General features: G+C 55.5%; 18 protein-coding genes. 9 read left to right on the top strand and 9 right to left on the bottom strand.

The window, feature by feature from the left end; translation table 11 throughout:
* Positions 1–42: 42 nt before the first annotated feature.
* The 3 genes from J1C54_RS01435 to J1C54_RS01445 all read right to left on the bottom strand — a co-directional run bounded on the left by J1C54_RS01435 (position 43) and on the right by J1C54_RS01445 (position 3383).
* A complete protein-coding gene (locus tag J1C54_RS01435) occupies positions 43–909 on the bottom strand; it encodes a fatty acid desaturase (RefSeq protein WP_229144047.1) in 867 nt (288 codons plus the stop codon).
* 150 nt (positions 910–1059) lie between these two features.
* The gene (locus J1C54_RS01440; protein ID WP_229144048.1) at positions 1060–2049 is read right to left on the bottom strand and encodes a lipase chaperone; all 990 of its coding nucleotides are present in this window, start codon (positions 2047–2049) and stop codon (positions 1060–1062) included.
* Positions 2049–3383 carry a sphingomyelin phosphodiesterase gene (locus J1C54_RS01445; RefSeq protein ID WP_229144049.1) on the bottom strand — a complete coding sequence of 445 codons (1335 nt, stop codon included), beginning with the start codon at positions 3381–3383 and terminating at the stop codon, positions 2049–2051. The genes J1C54_RS01440 and J1C54_RS01445 overlap by 1 nt, the downstream gene beginning before the upstream one ends.
* 215 nt (positions 3384–3598) lie before the next feature.
* On the opposite strand from J1C54_RS01445, the gene J1C54_RS01450 reads away from it, so the two are divergent.
* Positions 3599–4324 (top strand): nitroreductase, encoded by a 726-nt coding sequence (locus tag J1C54_RS01450; RefSeq protein WP_229144050.1) that lies wholly within the window; start codon positions 3599–3601, stop codon positions 4322–4324.
* Here the strand turns inward: J1C54_RS01450 and J1C54_RS01455 are convergent.
* Entirely contained in the window at positions 4266–5180 is a 915-nt protein-coding gene (locus J1C54_RS01455; RefSeq protein WP_229144051.1) for a LysR family transcriptional regulator, read from the bottom strand. The two genes, J1C54_RS01450 and J1C54_RS01455, sit on opposite strands and share 59 nt — an antisense overlap.
* Positions 5181–5296: 116 nt before the next feature.
* Between J1C54_RS01455 and J1C54_RS01460 the strand changes: the two genes are divergently transcribed.
* The 4 genes from J1C54_RS01460 (at position 5297) to J1C54_RS01475 (ending at position 9216) form a co-directional block, all read left to right on the top strand.
* Positions 5297–6070 (top strand): ferredoxin--NADP reductase, encoded by a 774-nt coding sequence (locus J1C54_RS01460; RefSeq protein WP_229144052.1) that lies wholly within the window; start codon positions 5297–5299, stop codon positions 6068–6070.
* A gap of 191 nt (positions 6071–6261) precedes the next feature.
* Positions 6262–8046 carry a DUF1631 family protein gene (locus J1C54_RS01465; RefSeq protein ID WP_229144053.1) on the top strand — a complete coding sequence of 595 codons (1785 nt, stop codon included), beginning with the start codon at positions 6262–6264 and terminating at the stop codon, positions 8044–8046.
* Positions 8039–8395 (top strand): PilZ domain-containing protein, encoded by a 357-nt coding sequence (locus tag J1C54_RS01470; protein WP_229144054.1) that lies wholly within the window; start codon positions 8039–8041, stop codon positions 8393–8395. The genes J1C54_RS01465 and J1C54_RS01470 overlap by 8 nt, the downstream gene beginning before the upstream one ends.
* A 110-nt stretch (positions 8396–8505) precedes the next feature.
* Positions 8506–9216: a phosphoadenylyl-sulfate reductase gene (locus tag J1C54_RS01475; protein ID WP_229144055.1), complete on the top strand. Its 711-nt coding sequence runs from the start codon at positions 8506–8508 to the stop codon at positions 9214–9216.
* An 18-nt stretch (positions 9217–9234) separates the two neighbouring features.
* Here J1C54_RS01475 and J1C54_RS01480 read toward each other — a convergent pair whose 3' ends face one another.
* Positions 9235–11154 carry a diguanylate cyclase gene (locus tag J1C54_RS01480; protein ID WP_229144056.1) on the bottom strand — a complete coding sequence of 640 codons (1920 nt, stop codon included), beginning with the start codon at positions 11152–11154 and terminating at the stop codon, positions 9235–9237.
* 270 nt (positions 11155–11424) lie between these two features.
* Here J1C54_RS01480 and J1C54_RS16685 point away from each other — a divergent pair, with 270 nt between their 5' ends.
* From J1C54_RS16685 to J1C54_RS01500, 4 genes are all read left to right on the top strand, one after another.
* Entirely contained in the window at positions 11425–12186 is a 762-nt protein-coding gene (locus J1C54_RS16685; RefSeq protein WP_229144057.1) for a 1-acyl-sn-glycerol-3-phosphate acyltransferase, read from the top strand.
* Positions 12096–12452 carry a thioesterase family protein gene (locus J1C54_RS01490; RefSeq protein WP_229144328.1) on the top strand — a complete coding sequence of 119 codons (357 nt, stop codon included), beginning with the start codon at positions 12096–12098 and terminating at the stop codon, positions 12450–12452. The genes J1C54_RS16685 and J1C54_RS01490 overlap by 91 nt, the downstream gene beginning before the upstream one ends.
* A 6-nt stretch (positions 12453–12458) precedes the next feature.
* A complete protein-coding gene (locus J1C54_RS01495) occupies positions 12459–13133 on the top strand; it encodes a hypothetical protein (protein WP_229144058.1) in 675 nt (224 codons plus the stop codon).
* Between the two features lie 91 nt (positions 13134–13224).
* Positions 13225–13884, top strand: a complete 660-nt coding sequence (locus J1C54_RS01500; protein WP_229144059.1) for a glycine zipper 2TM domain-containing protein — start codon at positions 13225–13227, stop codon at positions 13882–13884.
* 7 nt (positions 13885–13891) lie between these two features.
* Here the strand turns inward: J1C54_RS01500 and J1C54_RS01505 are convergent, their stop codons facing one another.
* The 4 genes from J1C54_RS01505 to J1C54_RS01520 form a co-directional block, all read right to left on the bottom strand.
* Positions 13892–14653 carry an ABC transporter permease gene (locus J1C54_RS01505; protein ID WP_229144060.1) on the bottom strand — a complete coding sequence of 254 codons (762 nt, stop codon included), beginning with the start codon at positions 14651–14653 and terminating at the stop codon, positions 13892–13894.
* The gene (locus tag J1C54_RS01510) at positions 14650–15576 is read right to left on the bottom strand and encodes an ABC transporter ATP-binding protein (RefSeq protein WP_229144061.1); all 927 of its coding nucleotides are present in this window, start codon (positions 15574–15576) and stop codon (positions 14650–14652) included. Before J1C54_RS01510 ends, J1C54_RS01505 begins: the two co-directional genes overlap by 4 nt.
* A gap of 88 nt (positions 15577–15664) precedes the next feature.
* A complete protein-coding gene (locus J1C54_RS01515; protein ID WP_229144062.1) occupies positions 15665–17071 on the bottom strand; it encodes an aldehyde dehydrogenase in 1407 nt (468 codons plus the stop codon).
* A 122-nt stretch (positions 17072–17193) separates the two neighbouring features.
* Complete coding sequence (locus J1C54_RS01520) at positions 17194–17835, bottom strand: TetR/AcrR family transcriptional regulator (RefSeq protein WP_229144063.1); 642 nt, start codon at positions 17833–17835, stop codon at positions 17194–17196.
* Positions 17836–17881 lie beyond the last annotated feature (46 nt).

The raw sequence follows: 17881 nt of genomic DNA on the forward strand, positions 1-17881 counted from the left end.
GCCGATGCCAGTACATAATCAGGCCAATTCACTGATGCTGTATCAGGACTCCGGCTGGCTGACCATGCCTGGTCTCATAGCACGGCCGCCACGGCCCTGATAGCGAGGCTCTGGCTGCCGGTCACAGCTGCTTAACAGGACCGAGTTGCAGATCAAATGAGCTGGAATCTGGTGGCTTATTTTTTTGTGCAGTTCTGGCAGCTTGCTCCAGTGCACCCCGGGGTGCATATGGTGTGCAGTATGGTAACCAAGATTCCAAGAGATCATGTTGTAAAGACGACTAGTGGTGTTGCGAGAGGCGCAGTGATCGCCGCTCATGTCGAGTCCCTGATGCTGCTGGTAGGTATTGTCCAGCAGTCCGATAAGCATGATCGGCATGGGCAGGACAAAGACAATCAATGCTTGTTTGGGGGCTAACCAGATCAACACCGCCAGCACGGCTAGCGACACCGCAGTCCAGATGATGAAGTTGCGCAGTAGCTTGGGGCGACTGCGGCCTATGCGAATAACCTCAGGATAGACGCGCGCAGCGTTGTAGAGATCGTAGCGGATCCGGTTCATGGTTTTGCCGTCCTTTTGCTGCCATGCCGCCGGGTCCAGTTTGGGATCCAGATAGTGCTGGTGGTGACCCAGGTTGTGGTGCAGCGTCCAGGCAAAGGGTGGAACACCGGTTTCCAGAAACAGAATCACCTCGTAAACCCGATTCATCCAGCGGTGCCGGAAGGTCATGGTGTGATGGTGGTTATGGCTGATGGAGCCCGGGCAGGCAGAAAACATCAAAAGGCCGGCGGCAACAATCAGCAGCGCGGTGGTGCTCTCCAGACTGAATACGGCCCACAGCTGTATGGCAAAAACGCCAAGCACGATCAGGCTGGGTAGAATATCCGCGCTGTGACGGTAAATGGGCATGGCGACATTTCCCTGTCTTGTAGTTATTCGTCCTGAATAATTGCAGCTCTCCAGTCAGCTTGAAATCCGCCAAAATAGTGAGACCTGCGTCACAAGTAAGTACGGTATTAGTACTTTGCCACGCAGGCAAGTGTTTCCTCTGATCAGCGGTTAGGGGAAGTATTGCAGGCGCAGTTCGGTGAGTCGCTGCTCGTAGAGCTGGCTCCATTCACTGACCGGTAACTGAGCTTTCAGGGGCATCAGCTCCTCATCCAGTTGCTTGACAGCTTGCTGGTAATCGCTGACAGACTGCTGCTGCTCGTTCACAACCTGGTCGCGCGCCTCCATGGCGGCGGTTTGTTCAGGGCCAAAGTAGCTCAGGCGTAACTCTCGGGTGATGTCCGCCAAAGCTGCTGCATCGGTGACTCCGGCACTAAGTAGCGCCAGTTCTCGCTCGTAGCGACCGCTATCGCCCTCTACCGTGCTTAGCGCCTCCGGATACTCCGCCAGAGTACTCTGCCGCAATGCCTGCAATGCGGCCAGGCGTTGGTCTGCTGGCATGGATGCCAGAGCAGGGTCGCTCATCAGCTCGCCAAAGCGAAACTGGTACTCAGCCCATGCTGCTTCCTGACCAAACAGTGCCTTGGTTTCTTCAACTCCCAGAGTTTGCTCGCGCAGTGCCTGAATGGTGGCATAACGTTCCCTGGCCGGGGTTGCCATGGACATTAACGTTTCCTGCATGGCCGCTTCGTAAAGTGGCAGTCGGCTAATAGCGTTGGCTACCAGTCGTGCAAAGTCTGCATCGGGAAATTCCGCCAGAGCCTGATCAATCAGGGCCGCGCAATCCTCATCTGGCAGACATTGCTGGCGCAGTTGCTGAATCGTTGCCATCAGATTGCCCGGCTCTGCCAAACCGGCCTGAAGCAACTCTTGCATGGCAAGCAGGCGTTGTTGACGGCGTTGCTGAATACTCATGCCGGCCTCATCAATCTGGCTGGCTGAGTCGTCCAGCTCGGCGTTATGGCTGTTTTGCTGGTCCCCGGTCGGGGCAGTGGCGGAGAAGTCTGACTGGCCGGGCATTGTCGCCGGCCACAGCCAGAAGAGAAAAAAGGTGGTGACCGCGATAGCGGCCACCACCAGCAGGGCGCGTCGGTTAGACATCACGGCGCGAAGACAAACTCACCCATCACCGGGAAGTGATCAGACAGATCCCGAGTATGGAACAGCGGTGCGGCAGCAGTGCGTGGTACGCGTACATCGTTGCGCGACTGGGTCGGTTGGCGGTGAGTGTTGGAATACACCACATAGTCCAGATATTCGACCGTCTCGCCACCGGAGCCTGCTGCACCAGACAAGATGTTGATGCGCGGGTCAAAGGTAGAGGCAGTGTAGCCGGTGCTAACTGGGTCTGTAGCATTCAGGTTGGTCAGCATCTGGGCGTAGTCTTGCGGCCACAGCAGCTTGTTAACGTTGAAATCGCCACCCATCATCACCGCATCAAACGAGGCCGGGTTTTGGGCATCGACCAGTGCGCGGATCTGCTGGAACTGCTCCTGACGCAGGGCGCGGGCCTCGGCAGTATCAAAAGATGCGGTGTGAGTCGAGGTAACGTGGTAAGCCTTGCCGCCTTTGATCACTTCAGCATAGATAATGCCTTTGTCGGCAAAGCAGTCGGTACCTGAGCAGTCCGGGTAGATGAAATCGGCGGTAGCAACAATCGGGTAGCGACTCACAACCAGCACGCCGCTGTCGAATACGTTGATGCCGCTGTAGGGAATCTTCGGCACATGGGTCTGGTAGGGATATTCCGCTGCCAGTTGCTGGAGCATGCCATTGCGGTCCGATGAGAACGCTTCCTGGAACAAAATCACGTCATAGCCCTTCAGGTGCTTGGGCAGCTCCGCCAGACGCTCGCTGATCTTGGTGGCCACCAACGGCAGCGCATAGATGTTATAGCTCAGCACTTTCAGTGCATTGGCACCTGATACTGGCTCAGGCAGGGTGTCGTTGGTTACCACATAGTAAAAGTCGTCATAGCCACCGGTATATTCCGCTTTGAATGCGGTGGAAGACGGACGGCTAGCATAGCTGTGGCTATTGCTGCGGATGTTGCGGTCTGTGTACCAGGAGGTGCTGAAGCCGGGGCCGCTGGCCGCATGCTTGATATTGCTGCCGCTCCAGGTGCCCTTCATGGTCTGCTTGGCAACTACCGACTGGCCGTTACGGGTGATACGGGTGTCGAAGTTGTAGGTGTGGCCAGACTTGACCCCCCAGTAGCGGTTGTAACGCAGAACCCGCTTGGTTTCGTAGGGACCAATCGCAGTTGCTTCCTGAGCCCATTGGCTGCCGTTGGACAGAGTGCGGCTGCCGTAATGGTCCACTGAGATGGTCACCGGGTCAGGGGTGCTGTTGGTGATATATACATAGGTATCTGCGGCGGCGTTGCCGGCAAACAGCACCAGTACGCTGACGATCAGTAGGCGAAATCCACTCATTTTCATGCTCTCCGGATGTTCTTATTTTGGTGAGCGGCATTCTGCCCATGGGCTGAATATATCAATAGGAACAATCGTGCCATAAATTGGGCAAATTCGGACAGCCGATGACCGGAGTGCCTCCGGCGTGAGCGGATCAGTGACTGTATGCTCACCTGTACCCGGGTAGTCTGTGTAACGCTGAATATGTGAGGCGCACTGCCGGGAAGGGGGTTATGGAGTTTGTTGATGTACTGAAGAGCCGGCGCAGTATTCGCGCCTTTGCGCCGACCCCGGTCAGTCGTGAGCAGGTTGAGCGCCTGCTGGGCAAGGCGCTGGAGTCGCCGAGCTGGTCCAACACCCAGCCCTACAAGGTGGCGCTGGCCATGGGGCCGGAGCTTGAACAGCTGCGTCAGGAGTTGTCCGGGCGTTTTGCCCGGGCGAGCGCTTTGCAGAAGGCCTCTTTACCAAAAAAGATTGTTGGCGCGCTGCGTGGCGGAGTGATGCCCGATGGTGATTTCAAGCCCATCCTCAAGTATCCGAAGGACCTTCAGCCGCGTCGGGTTGCCACCGGCATTGGCCTGTATAGCGTCCTTGGCATTGCCCGTGATGATCATGCCGCCCGTGATGCGCAGATGGCGCGCAATTTCAGTTTTTTCGATGCACCGGTGGTGATGTTTGTGTTTGTCCACGACGGGCTGGGGGCTTACAGCGCTCTGGATGCCGGTATTTTTATCCAGTCGCTGATGCTGGCTGCAACGGATGAGGGGCTTGGAAGCTGTGCTCAGGGCGCTCTGGCGCTGTGGCGCTCACCGGTGGAGGCTCGATTTGCCATCGACAAGTCATACAAGTTGCTGTGTGGCCTGTCTCTGGGATATCCACTGGATCAGCCTGTGAATCGCTTTAAGCCTGAGCGTCGGACGGTGGCCGAGATCCTGCTGCCGTCTCACGGCACAAACTGACCCAGCGCTCAATCCCTGCACTGACATACTTATGCCGGTGCAGGGCAAAGTAAAACTGACGCTGGAAATCCCTTCCTGGTACCGGCAACGGCACCAGACTGCCGCGCCGAAAGGCCTCGGTCAGGGTGACTTTTGACAGGCAGCCGATGCCCAGCCCGGCCTCCACCGCGCGCTTGATCGCCTCGGTATGCTGCAGTTCCAGCAAGATATTGAGCTGCGGCAGTAAGCCATGCAAAGCACGGTTAAAGGTCTGTCGGGTGCCAGATCCCGGCTCACGAACAATCCAGGTGGCCTCGAGCAGATCCCGGTCATCCAGAGCTGGACGTCCGGCAAGAGAGTGATCCGGGGCGCAGAACACTACCAGCTCATCATCCTGCCAGGGTGTTAGCAGAATATCCGGGTGATGTAGTTCTCCTTCTATAAGGCCGATATCGGCCTCGAAGTTTGCCACCTTTGCGGCGATCTCCTCGGTATTGCCCACATCCAGAGAAACCCGCCCGGTACCCGGTTCATTCATATACCGGGCCATGATGCCCACGGCCAGATAGTTACCAATGGTCAGGGTGGCGCCAACCTTGAGGCGGCCGGCCTCACTATGCACATCCAGACTCTGTTGCAGGGCCATGGCTTCCGCCAGTAGCGCCTCCGCGCGGGGTCGGATCAGTTGACCGGACTCGTTCAGCTGCAGGCGTTTGCCCACCCGGTCGAACAGGCGAATACTGAACTGCTGCTCCAGCTCGCGTAACGCACTGCTGGCGGCGGACTGGGACATGGCCAGAGATTCTGCTGCCCGGGTCAGGTGTTGTTGACGGGCGATAGCGAGGAACACTTCAAGCTGGCGCAGGGTATATTTCATAATCGTTCTATCTGGTCGATTGATTAATTCGAAATATCCCATTTTTAAGATGATTGGTATAGAGCTAATCTGCATTCACTAACGGTCAGCGCAACATCACCAAGGAGTCCAGGCAGATGAGTAACCTGAATGAAGAGCGCGTCACCCATGTGCATCACTGGAATGACACCCTGTTCAGCTTTCGCACCACCCGCGACCCCGGCTTTCGCTTCCGTAACGGCCATTTCACTATGATCGGCCTGCAGTTGGAGGGGCGGCCATTGCTGCGTGCTTACTCCATTGCCAGTGCTAACTATGAAGAAGAAATGGAGTTTTTTTCGATCAAGGTGGCGGATGGCCCGCTGACTTCGAAACTGCAGTCGCTCAAGGTTGGGGACAAGGTGCTAGTGGGCAAAAAGCCCACCGGCACGCTGGTGGCAGACAATCTGTTGCCGGGAAAGCGGTTATGGCTGCTCAGCACTGGCACTGGTCTGGCCCCGTTTCTCAGCATTATCCGCGACCCGGAAGTGTATGAGCAGTTTGACCAGGTGATCCTTACCCATGGCGTGCGGCAGGTCTCCGAGCTGGCCTACCAGAAGGTGATTGCCGATGAGTTGCCCAATAACGAGTTTTTCGGCGAGCAGGTGCGCAAGCAGTTGCTGTACTACCCGACGGTTACCAGAGAAGCGTTTCGTAATCAGGGCCGGCTGACCGATTTGATCGACTCGGGCAAGCTATTCACCGATCTGGGGCTGCCCAAACCCAGCATAGAAGATGATCGCTTTATGCTTTGTGGCAGCCCGGCCATGCTCAAGGATCTGACCGCTCTGCTTGATGGCATGGGTTTTCGGGAAACCCGTCAGGGGCAGATCGGTCACTATGTGATTGAGCGGGCTTTTGTGGAGAAGTAACCCGTGAACCGCTTCGCCTTTCCGATAAATGGCAAAATACAATTATTTATTCGCAGCGGTAATTAAGTACTATTTCGTAGTCTTATCTGCGCGAACGACACTATGAGCGATTTCTTGTTGCCCCTGCTTGCCAGCGGCACTGCTACTTTTCATGCTGACGTCTGCGGTCTGTATTGAATATGGAGCCTGCCGTGACAGGATCACCGGAAGATCGGCTGGGTAAGCTATTTACCGGCCTGTACGGCTTGCCTCGGGAAGGTCAGAAGCTGCTGTCTGACGATCAGCTCGGCGCCGAGCTGGTCACAGTGGACCCACATGGCACGGACCCGGTAATCGCCGTACAGCAGCGCCATCCGGGAGTGTCCCTGTCGACTCGTCAGCTGGGTGTCGTCCGTCTGGCGCGGCAAGTACTGACGGATTATTTTGCCCAACCCCTATTTCACCCTGATCTGGCCCAGCAGCTGTTGGCGGCCAGCGGTGCCCTGATCGCTGCGGCACTGCCTGTGGATGGCTGGCTGCTGCGGCGATCCCATCCTCTGCATGATCTGATCAGGCAGGTTGAGCAAGTCGCTGCCGGTTGGTACCCGGGCTTGCCTCAGGCAGCGGAAACTGCCGCTGTGCTGGCCAACTGGTTGCGTCAGCACAGCGAGGGCGGCACAGAGCCGACCCGATGGCTTGAAGATATGGTCATGCGCCAGCAGAGAATTGCCAGCCGGGTAGGGCAAAGTGAAGCCGGCGCCCTGCGGCTGTCCTATGCACGCCAGACGGCAGCCCGTCTGCTCAATCGTCAGTTAGCCGGACGTCCCCTGCCAGACTTTATTGCTGAGGATATCGGCTTGCACTGGAGCGGCGCATTCCAATGGACCCTGCTGCACCATGGTGAGGACTCGCCCCTTTGGCATAAGCTGGTGCGGAGCTTTGGCTTGCTGGTATGGAGTTTGCAGCGTGAAGCGAGCGAGCAGGCGCATCAGGAAAAGTTGACCCGAGTGATCAGCCAGATTCGCGAGGAGCTTATGCCGCTGATCGAGCAGATTATCGCCGATGAGCAGGTGCGTGAGCAGTTAACCGAAAAGCTGGAAGTGGCCTTTCTGTGCCAGTTGCATAATCGCCCCATGGACTATCAGGAGGTGCCCGCAGTAGCCGGAGGCAACGCATTGGATGATGCGGGAGCCAGTGTTAGTCAGGACCTGCTTGCCGAGATGGCCGCAGTGAATATCGGTGACTGGTTCGTGGAGCCTGCCACTGACCGGCGCTTGCAGCTGCTGCTTAAGCTGGACGATTACCAGCAGCTGCTATTCGTCAACCAGCTTGGCATGAAGCAGGTGAGTGCCTCTTTCGAAGAGTTTGCCTGGCAGTTTTCTTCGGCACAGATATCTTCCGTGGTTGCCCCAGTGCCTTTGCTTGATTGGTGCGCGGAACGCCTCAATGCGCTGGCCTCGCAGTACCGCGAGCGGCAACAAACTCGGGAGGCTGAGCATCAGGCAAGGGTTGAAGAGCAGCTGCGTATTGATGAACAACGGGATCAGGCGAGGCGCAAGGCCCTTAAGGAGGCGCGCCAGCTGGCCGCAGAGCAGCAGCGTCGCGATGCAGAGGAAGAGGCTCTCAAGCAAAGTGAGGCGGCTCTGGAAAAGGCCAGACGGGACTCAGTTGCCGCTGAGCATGGAGCGTCTGAAGAGCTACGCCGTCAGCGCGCCAGGTTGCTGGTTAGCGGTCTGACCATGGGCGTCTGGCTGTCATTCCATGATGACGATGGCGTGCAGACCCGACGTAAATTGGCGGTAGTATTACCGTCTAGTGGCAAGTACATTTTTGTTGACCGCATTGGCACGGAAAAGTACGAGATAACCCGTGATGCATTGATCGGCGGTATCGCAGCTGGCGCGATTGAGGTGGTGCGTAAGGATTCGCGCTTTGATGACGCGTTAAACCGCGTTGTAGATGGTATCCGTCAGGATCGAGGATGGGGCAATGGATGACGAGCAGAACTACCGCGGCGAGATGCGGCTTGAAGCCCGAATTCCGGTTTTTGTCGAATTACCCGAGCAGGACGAAGGCGAGCCGGGCAGTGGTGAGGCTCTTCTGCTATGCAGACTGGTGGATTTTTCCGCCAACGGCGCCCGTATTCTGATGGATCGGCCTTTGCCAGTTGGTGCTATTTTGCGCATTTCCGCGCAGCTGCCTGAGCAACATAGACCTCTTACGGTGGTGGGTGAAGTGCGCTGGGTTAGCTGTGACGAAGGTAGCTGTATGGTCGGCTTCAGCTTGTATGAAGCAGACCAGACCGATATTTTGCAATGGAAATCCTTGCTCGCCAGGCGCCTGTGAGTCACCGCAATATATTCCCTTCGGGCATATAGATACAATTTCTTGGTCTTTTTCAGTCTTTGTAGGGATTCGTATCATGGCTCCCCTGATAGAGCATGACCGGAGTCATCATGAACAGCCCGCAACTGATCGCTCGAGTGCCCGGCAATAGTGCCGGACTCACCGCTGAGGCCATTGCCGAGCTGAATCGGGCCTACCGACCGCTGGGCTTTGCAGAACGGATCCAACGTCTGTATCAGGACTTTCCCGCCAACGGTATTCTGGTTACCTCGTCGTTTGCCGCTACCTCTGCCTACTTTCTACACATTATCAACAGCATCCGGCCAGATCAGATCATTCACTTTATCGATACCGGATTTCACTTTCAGGAAACCCTGAATTATCGGGACTATCTTGCCAATCTGTTCGGGCTGAGCGTGGTCGATGTGCGCCCGGACCACCATCACCACCAGTACGCCATTAGCGAACGATTGTGGGAAACGGATCCAGACCTGTGCTGCTCGGTTAATAAGGTGGAGCCTTTAGAGGCGGTGAAACTGGATTTCCATATCTGGGTGTCAAGCCTGATGGGCTGGCAGACAGATCATCGCGCTGGCCTTGAGGTCTTTGAAGAGCGTCGTGGCATCATCAAGTTCAACCCGATGATCGACGTCACCCGTGAGCAGCGGGACGCCTACATTGCCGAGCATAACCTGCCGTTTCATCCGCTGGTGGAGGAAGGTTATTCGTCAATTGGTTGCAGCCACTGTACCGTGAAGGGAGATGGTCGCAGTGGCCGCTGGCAGGGCAAACCGAAAACCGAGTGCGGACTGCACCTTTAACAGAGCCGTCAGGCTTATTTAACTGGACAGACAGGTGATGCGATTGCGGCCGTCGTGCTTGGCCTGATACAGGCCCTCGTCGGCGCGCTGCAATAGGGCAGCACCGTGATTTGGTGAGGTGGGCACCGCACAGGTCACGCCGGCACTTATGGTCACGGTGATGTTCTCCTCGGCCACTTGGAAAGGTGTTTCGGCAATGCGCCGTCTGATCCTTTCCGCCACTGCCCGTGCGCCTTCTATTTCTGTTTCCGGCAGGACAATACAAAATTCCTCACCACCGTAACGAGCCACGATATCCGAGTCCCGCGCCACGCAGTGGCGCAGCTGCTCCGCCACCATGCGCAAACAGTCATCACCAATATGGTGACCAAAGCGATCGTTGAACTGCTTGAAGTGATCTATGTCCAGCAGGATTAGTGATACAGGATGTTGATATCGAAAACAGCGGGTGACCTCACGGTCTAAATAATTGTCCAAATAGCGCCGGTTGCGTAGTCCAGTCAGTCCATCAGAGTCGCTCAGTTCTTGTAGAACGGCATTCGCCTTGGCCAGCTCTTCCGTTCTTCGGGCTACCTTGCTTTCCAGCTGCAAGTTGGCTTGCTGCTGGGCATTCAGCGCTTGTTCTTTTGCCTGCCGGGCCTGCCTTTCGTTCTTCAATGCCTCCATCTGTGCATCATAGCGACGTCGCCGTTCTTGATTGATCCGTTCTGCCAATGCGAAGGACAGTAGCACCACCAGCATGATAGAGCCGATCTGGACGGCGTTGTCGGTAAAGGTATTCTGCGGCAGAAATGCCAGCTTGCTTGCCGCCAGAATAAGACCACCAAGAAATAGGGAGCTCCAGGCCAGCACATAGAACACGGCGGGCCGTTCGCCTCGCACAGCGCCGTAAATTCCGATAATAAGGGCCGCCGCACAAGCAAGCGTTGCGCCGCTAATGACGCTGATTAGCATGAGGTTATAGGGAGCAAAAAATACCGTGGCCATCATCAAGACGCCAACAATCACCACGGCGCGAAAGCCGGTTTTAATCCAGGCCGTTAAGGATTCGCGCTTTAGCTCCAGAAAATCATAGGTAAAAAATAAAGCGAAAAGGAGGGCGCTAGTGAGAAAAAATCCGATGCTTTTGCCATTCCAGATAACTGCCTCTGGCCATAAGTACTGGAACGAGTAGCCGGTAAGTGAAGAAACGAACATGGGGATGGAGAGAACAAAGCCAACATAGTATAGGTAGCTGCGATCTCCGATTCCGATAAACATAAACAGGTTGTAGACCAACATGACCAGCATGGCACCAAAATAGATGCCTGCCACCAGTTGCCGGACCTGATCATGGCTCGCGAAATCACCTTTCCTCCATAGCGAAACAGGAAGTTGGACAACGCCATCGGTGTGAACGTTAATCAGCAGGGTGCGGGTTTCGCCCACTGGAAAGTCAACTGGTACCACAAAGAAGTGATGATGAATTGGCCGATCGTGGAATGGCCGCTTGTCTCCGAGTAAGTGCTGGGCAACTATCTTTTCGCCGTCGGCCAGGTAAATGCCGATGTGGTCCAGTGACGCGTAGGCGACTTCCAGCAAGTACTCCTGGTTATTATGGCTATCGTTACGGATATCAATGCGAAACCACCAGCTGCTTGCATCAATGCCATAGTTCACCGCGCTACCTGTTGCGGGCTGCCAGTCGCTTTCAGGGCTCAGTATGGCTTCGGCGCCGAGCGTATCGGACGGTGCGCGCAGATGGAGCAGTTTACCGCTTAGTGGAGTCTCACCAGCTCTGTCATCAAGCACTAATGGCTCGGCACTGGATACAATCGGCAGTAGCCCCAAGGCAGCAACCAGCAGGGTCAGAAAGATCCAGCGCCAATAGCGCTCGGGGGCTGGCGGATCGGCGATTCGCTGGCGCTGGGTGCTGTTGCAGACAGGCAGTCCTTGCATGGCGATGTCCTTCTGGTCTGATACTTTTGCTTCGGGCCCTGCTAGTGGTTGTGCATTGCAATTAAAATATAATGCAAAAGCATTAGTCCTGATGGTTAAATAGTATTAGCTCATGTGATCCGTGTCACACACTTACTGTGTCATTGATCCGTCCCTATAGACCGTTTATCTGCCAACGAGACCATTGCGTGGCGGGTCATTTTGTCCGTTGGGCCAATGGCGCCGGTGCGTTGTCCGGCTAGTCTGGCCCCTTCCTGAAGTGGAGTTTCCATGTCTCTAGCCAGTTCCCAGTTACCCCGCCGTGGCAATGCTGTAAGTCGCCTGCTTGGCCGCATGGTTTTGGCTATGTTTGGTTGGCGGGTGGCCAATTTGCCACCGGATGTGCCGAAAGCGGTAATTATTGGCGGCCCCCATACCTCCAACTGGGATGGTATTTTTACCCTTGCCGCCATGGTATCGCTGAATTTGGACGCTCGGGTCATGATCAAAGACAGTGCCTTTGTCGGCCCCATGGGGTGGCTGCTGCGTGCTATGGGTGCCATGCCCATCGACCGCAACAGCCCGAAGGATCTGGTCCAGCAGAGTATTGATAAATTTCTCAATAACGAGCAGATGGTGATCATTGTCGCTCCGGAGGGCACTCGCGATGGGGCCAGCCAGTGGAAGAGCGGGTTCTGGCGTATTGCCAAAGGGGCCGGCGTGCCGGTGATCGTTGCCACGGCGGACTACCGGAAAAAGGAAATCGCTTTTCCGGGAATGGTGATGCCGGGGGATGATATGGCTAGAGATATGCTGACCATCGTTGAACACTACCGTGGAGTTGAACCGAGACACCCGCACCGGCTATCTGCACCTCTGGCGGCAATGAGAGGCAAGGAGAAAGAATGGTGTTTGAACTGCGTGTACGGCCCCGGTTTTATGAAACTGATGCCTTTGGCCATATCAACAACACTACCGTATCTGGCTGGTTTGAAACCGCCCGTGAGCCGTTGTTCGAAATATTTGCACCTACCAGGAACCCCGCAGCCCTGAATCTGATTCTGGCACGCACGGAAATCGACTTTATTGCACAGCTGCACTATGGTGCCGACGTTTTAATCCGCACGGCCATAGAAAAAATAGGTAACAGCTCTTTCGTTGTTGTCCATGAGGCTTTTCAGAAAGATATCCTGGCCGCCCGTGGTAAGGCAGTTCAGGTTTGTTTTGACCATCAGACGCAAAAATCCATGCCGCTGTCAGATAGCTATAGACAGCAGTTGGAGGCACATCTTATCCAGCAAGATAACACCGCGAGGTAGAAAGTCATGGCATATATGGTTGCCGTTCCTGCTAGCCCGGCTTTGGTTATGGGTATTGAAGATTTTGTTAATGCGGTCAAGCACGATCGTAACAACAGCGCAGAGCTTTACATCCGCATGGTGGATCATATGACAGACCGGATGTTGAGCCTTTTTATGATTGAGCCCTCACAGATGATCACCCTGTCTTCCACCCAGACCAAGGTCATTGATTTTGCTGTTGCCACCGCCGGTAAGGCTTCCCACATGCTGAGCCGACAGATTTATAAGAAAGTCAGTAACAAGGAGTTTGCTCCCATTGTTGCTCGTTTTTCCCAGCTGTACTGGCCGGCTGGTGAAGATAACGATAATCAGGCCCATCTACGTTTTGCTATCGATGATGTGTTTGCCATTGAGTTTATGGCGGTGGCAGAGCAGTGTGCCGCGGGTCAGGGTGAGCAGGTGGTCGATCGTATGTCGGCGGTGATGGATCGTTTGTCGGATGAAATCATCCAGAACTTTTTCGTTGCCAATAATGACCATGTAAAGATGGGCTTTGTAACCCAAAAGGCAGTGGATATCGGCATTGATGGTAGTCGTAAGGCTATCCGGGCGGTTAACCACAAGGTCTTGAAGGGCCTTAATGCTAGCCAGCTGAAGGGGTTTATGGGGCATTACGCACCCATAGTGCGGGCTGTGTAGTTTCACAGTCGTTGCACAATTGGCCCCGCTTTTGCTGCACAAAGCGGGGCCAGCATCAGTAACGAACCTGTTTCGTTACGAGGATGCCAACATGAAAACAGTCGCAGTTGCAGTACTCTCCGCAGCCGGTGCCTTTGCTGTTACCGGCGCGGGCTACGGTCTTTACCATGCCGGCGCCAGTCAGGCGGCGCAGGTGGCTCAAGTGCCCATGGAAGTAACAGCCGAGCCAGCTGTAGCTACCCGGCAACCGGTGGCACTAGTGCAAACTCGAGCGCCAAACCCGGTGCCCACTCCAGTATATGCTCCAGTACAGCAGCGGCCGCCGCAGCAGGCCAGAGTGATGCATGTGGAGCCGTTGACCACCAGCTGGCAGGAGCCCCGCGAGGTTTGTCAGATGGTCACTGTGCAGAAGCAAGCGCCAGTTCGTGATGAGAGCCGCATTGCCGGCACTCTGCTGGGGGCTGCTGCCGGAGGGCTGCTTGGCAACCAGGTGGGGGGCGGTAGTGGCAAGAAGGTCGCTACGGTGATCGGCGCGTTGGCCGGAGCCCAACTTGGCAAGCAAACTGCAGAACGCACTGCACGCACCTATACCACCACGGAGCAACAGTGCAGTACGGTAAGCGAAACAGTTAGCCGCACCACTGGTTATCTGGTGACCTATGAACTCAATGGGCAGTTGCAGAGCATTAAAACCAGTAACAAGCCTGGCGACTATCTGCCCATAGAAAATGGAAGGGTTGTGGCTTTCTGACGGGCCGTTAGTTTTTCAGTTTGTAGCCACTAAGGAACATCCAGCGAATCAGCATGACGCAGATCAGCATAAAGACGCTGATCATCGTCAGGCTGACGCCCACACTGACATCGGCGACGCCGTAAAAACTCCAGCGAAAGCCACTGATCAAATAGACCACTGGGTTGAACAGGGTGACTGTCTGCCATGCCGGAGGCAGCATGCTGATTGAGTAGAAGCTGCCCCCCAGAAATGCCAGTGGAGTGACGATAAGAGTCGGTACGATCTGCAGTTTCTCCCAGCCGTCTGCCCAAATGCCAATAATAAACCCGAACAGACTGAAGCTTATGGAGGTGAGAATCAGAAAGGCAAGCATCCATACCGGGTGCTCAATGCTGAACGGTACAAATGCGCGCGCAGTAATCAGAATTAGCAGGCCAAGCATGATTGATTTGCTGGCCGCGGCCCCAACATAGCCAATCACGATCTCCAGCCACGATACTGGCGCCGATAGTACCTCGTAGATGGTGCCAGAATACTTCGGCATATAGATGCCAAATGAGGCGTTGCTGATGCTTTCTGTGAGCAGCATTAGCATGATCAGGCCTGGAACAATAAAAGCGCCATAGCTGATTCCATCAATGGCAATCATGCGTGAGCCAATGGCCGAGCCAAACACTACAAAGTACAGTGACGTGGAGATCACCGGAGAAGCAATACTTTGCAGCAGGGTGCGAAAAGTACGGGCCATTTCGAAATGGTAAATTGCGCGGATCGCGTACCAGTTCATGCCTGCTTCCTCACCAGACTGACAAAGATTTCTTCCAGCGAGCTTTCCTCGGTGTGCAAGTCACGGAAGTCCACACCCTCAGCATTGAGGCGGCGCAGCAGTTCGCCAATGCCGCTCTGTTCCGCCTGAGTATCAAAGCTATAGGTTAGCTGCTGGCCATCCTCGGAAAGTATTAATGAGTATTGCGCCAGGCTGGCCGGAATGGCGCTGATAGGGTTTTGTAGCTGCAGAGTCAGCTGTTTGCGTCCCAGTTTGCGCATCAGGGTGTTCTTGTCTTCCACCAGAATAATCTCGCCACTGCGTATCACGCCGATGCGATCGGCCATTTCTTCGGCCTCTTCAATGTAGTGGGTGGTCAGAATGATAGTGACGCCCTGATCTCGTAGTTGCCGGACCATTTGCCACATATCCCGGCGCAGCTCCACGTCCACGCCGGCGGTCGGCTCATCCAGGAACAGGATCGAAGGTTCGTGGGCCAACGCTTTGGCAATCATTACCCGGCGTTTCATGCCACCGGACAGAGTCATAATCCTGTCGTTGCGTTTGTCCCACAACGACAGCGCTTTAAGTGTGCGTTCCAGATGGGCTGGATCGGGAGCCTTGCCAAACAGGCCGCGGCTGAACTTCAGTGTTGCCCCAACCGACTCAAAGGCATCACTGGTGAGTTCCTGAGGTACAAGGCCGATGCAGCTGCGCGCCGCACGGTAGTCGGTTACCACATCATGACCATCGGCCAGTACCTGGCCTTCACTGGGGCTAACGATGCCGCAAATGGTACTGATCAGTGTGGTTTTGCCGGCACCATTGGGACCGAGCAGGGCAAAGATTTCACCCCGGCGGATATCCAGATTGATACCGTTCAGAGCCCGGAAGCCGGAGCTATAAGTTTTGGTCAGGTTCTGAATTTGAATGACGGCGTCCACACCGGTCTCCACTGCTGCAAGATGCGGATGGTGTCAGATTGCTAATGGTGAATACAACAGGGCCCGGGATGGCGGGCCCTTTATATGGTTACTTGATCATCTTGCGCATCATATTGATCTTGTCCTTATAGGGTGCATATCGCATCGGTATATCGAGCCAGCCACTTGCCTTGAGGATGCTACGCTGGTGAGAGAAGACATCGAAGGAGCTCTTGCCATGATAGGAGCCCATGCCGCTTTCACCCACACCGCCAAATGGCAGATGAGCATTGGCCACATGCATCACGGTGTTGTTGATACAACCGCCGCCGAACTGGATGTTGGCCAGTACATCGCGCTCAACTTCCTCACTGGCGGTAAACAGGTACAGGGCCAGCGGATGGTTTGGCAGGTTGCGAGTCTGCCTGTAGAGGTCGTCCAGACTGGAGTATTCGAGCAGTGGCAGTACCGGTCCGAATATTTCTTCCTGCATCACCGGGTCATTGATGGATACATCGCTGAGAATGGTCGGCGCGATAAACTTTGTTGCCCGGTCAGTCTGGCCGCCAATAAGTACTTTGGCGGTGCCAATGAGAGCCGCCACTCGATCAAAGTGACGTTCGTTGATCATGCGACCAAAGTCCGGGTTGTTAATGGTGTCGTTGCCATAAAAAGCCTTAAGCGTGGCAACCATCTCCTTTTCGAATGCGGCGCGGATGTCCTTGTGAACAAAAACATGGTCCGGGGCGATGCAGGTTTGGCCGGCATTAAGCATCTTGCCAGACAGAATGCGTTTGGCTGCCAGCTTAAGGTTGGCATCCCGGTGAACGATGGTCGGGCTTTTTCCGCCCAGCTCCAGAGTTACCGGGGTCAAGTGCTTGGCAGCTGAGGCCATAACGATGCGGCCGACCCGTGGGCTGCCAGTAAAGAAAATATGGTCAAAGTGTTCTTCAAGTAGTGCGTTGGTGACTTCGGTGCTGCCTTCAAACACGGAGATGTATTCCGGCTTGAAGCATTCGCCCATCATTTTGCTCAGTAGACGGGAAGTGGCCGGGGTCAGGGAGGATGGCTTCATTACCACGGTGTTGCCTGCAGCCATGGCGCCGATCAGCGGCTGTACGCACAGCAGGAACGGGTAGTTGTACGGCCCCATGATGAAGTTGACGCCCAGAGGTGTTGATTCAATGCGACTGCGTCCTGGTTGGGCCCACAAGCTGGTGCCGACTTTCTTTGGTGCCATCCAGCTCTTCAGGTGCTTGATGGTGTGTTTCAGATCCTCAAAAGCAGTGGTGATCTCGATATAGGCCTCAAATGGCGGCCGGCCGATATCTTCCTTCAATGCTTTTTCGATATCGTCCTTGTGATCGACGATCGACTGCTTGAGCTTTTTCAACTGGGCCAGACGAAACGCATAATCTCGTGTTGCGCCGGATTCAAAATAGGCCCGCTGGCGGGCAACGATGTCAGTCGCCCAGTTGGCGGAAGTGGATTGTTGTGCCAGCTCGGCTGCGCCCATGGTGTGCTCCTGAATCGGGGGGAAATTGACGTCGATGGTTTCACGCCTGTCGCTCAGGGGCTATCACGATTTCGCTCAGTGGTATGACCGTAAAGATCAGAGACAGAACAGGATTGAAGTGTTTACTTTGGCCGGATCGAGGCGGACAGGGTGCGGATGGTGTATTCGACCAGCGCCGCCGCGTCTCCCTGATCCGGGTAGGCCGGGTGTTTGCCGATATTGCGGGTCAGCATGATTACCCCGTGCAGGGAGCCACGCAGGTACAGGGCGGTCTGCAGTGGGTCGGCAACCCGCGCCGGGTCAATGCTGTGGTCCTTAATGCCGTCGGAAATGGCGCGAGACATGATCTCCATAACTTCGCCAGTGCACACCATTAGCGGCCCAAGGTCTGTCTGGGTATCGGCTTGCGGCCAGTCGCTGGCGGCGCGGGTGAGGACATCGAAGTAGTTTGGCTGCTCGATGGAGAACGCCAGATAGTTTCGCCCCATGGCCTCGATTCGGTCAGCTCCACTGAGCTCGGTGCGGTCAGTGTCGCGGAAGCGTTGGCGCAGACTTTCAGCGGCACGCAGCATGATACTGGCCAGAATGCCCTGCTTGTCGCGGAAATAGACATACAGCAGGCCTCGGCTAAGGCCGGCCTGACGGGCGATATGGTCCATGGTGACGCGCTCATAGCCCCGCTCAAAAAACACCTGCTCGGCAGCATCCAGAATGCTACTGCGGCGTTCCTGCTTTTCTTCTTGCTGGCGTGCTCGAAGGCTCACGGTGTTGTCCTGATGGCCGATAGCGTGACTGCATGGTAATGGTATT

The sequence above is a fragment of the Alcanivorax sp. 1008 genome (assembly GCF_020667895.1).
Lineage (GTDB): Bacteria > Pseudomonadota > Gammaproteobacteria > Pseudomonadales > Alcanivoracaceae > PGZG01.

Coding starts and splice junctions, on each gene's coding strand:
- J1C54_RS01505 (WP_229144060.1), bottom strand. CDS start 14,653: ATGAACTGGTACGCGATCCGCGCAATTTACCATTTCGAAATGGCCCGT.
- J1C54_RS01495 (WP_229144058.1), top strand. CDS start 12,459: ATGGCATATATGGTTGCCGTTCCTGCTAGCCCGGCTTTGGTTATGGGT.
- J1C54_RS01440 (WP_229144048.1), bottom strand. CDS start 2,049: ATGTCTAACCGACGCGCCCTGCTGGTGGTGGCCGCTATCGCGGTCACC.
- J1C54_RS01460 (WP_229144052.1), top strand. CDS start 5,297: ATGAGTAACCTGAATGAAGAGCGCGTCACCCATGTGCATCACTGGAAT.
- J1C54_RS01450 (WP_229144050.1), top strand. CDS start 3,599: ATGGAGTTTGTTGATGTACTGAAGAGCCGGCGCAGTATTCGCGCCTTT.
- J1C54_RS01515 (WP_229144062.1), bottom strand. CDS start 17,071: ATGGGCGCAGCCGAGCTGGCACAACAATCCACTTCCGCCAACTGGGCG.
- J1C54_RS01445 (WP_229144049.1), bottom strand. CDS start 3,383: ATGAGTGGATTTCGCCTACTGATCGTCAGCGTACTGGTGCTGTTTGCC.
- J1C54_RS01480 (WP_229144056.1), bottom strand. CDS start 11,154: ATGCAAGGACTGCCTGTCTGCAACAGCACCCAGCGCCAGCGAATCGCC.
- J1C54_RS01455 (WP_229144051.1), bottom strand. CDS start 5,180: ATGAAATATACCCTGCGCCAGCTTGAAGTGTTCCTCGCTATCGCCCGT.
- J1C54_RS01475 (WP_229144055.1), top strand. CDS start 8,506: ATGAACAGCCCGCAACTGATCGCTCGAGTGCCCGGCAATAGTGCCGGA.
- J1C54_RS16685 (WP_229144057.1), top strand. CDS start 11,425: ATGTCTCTAGCCAGTTCCCAGTTACCCCGCCGTGGCAATGCTGTAAGT.
- J1C54_RS01435 (WP_229144047.1), bottom strand. CDS start 909: ATGCCCATTTACCGTCACAGCGCGGATATTCTACCCAGCCTGATCGTG.
- J1C54_RS01470 (WP_229144054.1), top strand. CDS start 8,039: ATGGATGACGAGCAGAACTACCGCGGCGAGATGCGGCTTGAAGCCCGA.
- J1C54_RS01500 (WP_229144059.1), top strand. CDS start 13,225: ATGAAAACAGTCGCAGTTGCAGTACTCTCCGCAGCCGGTGCCTTTGCT.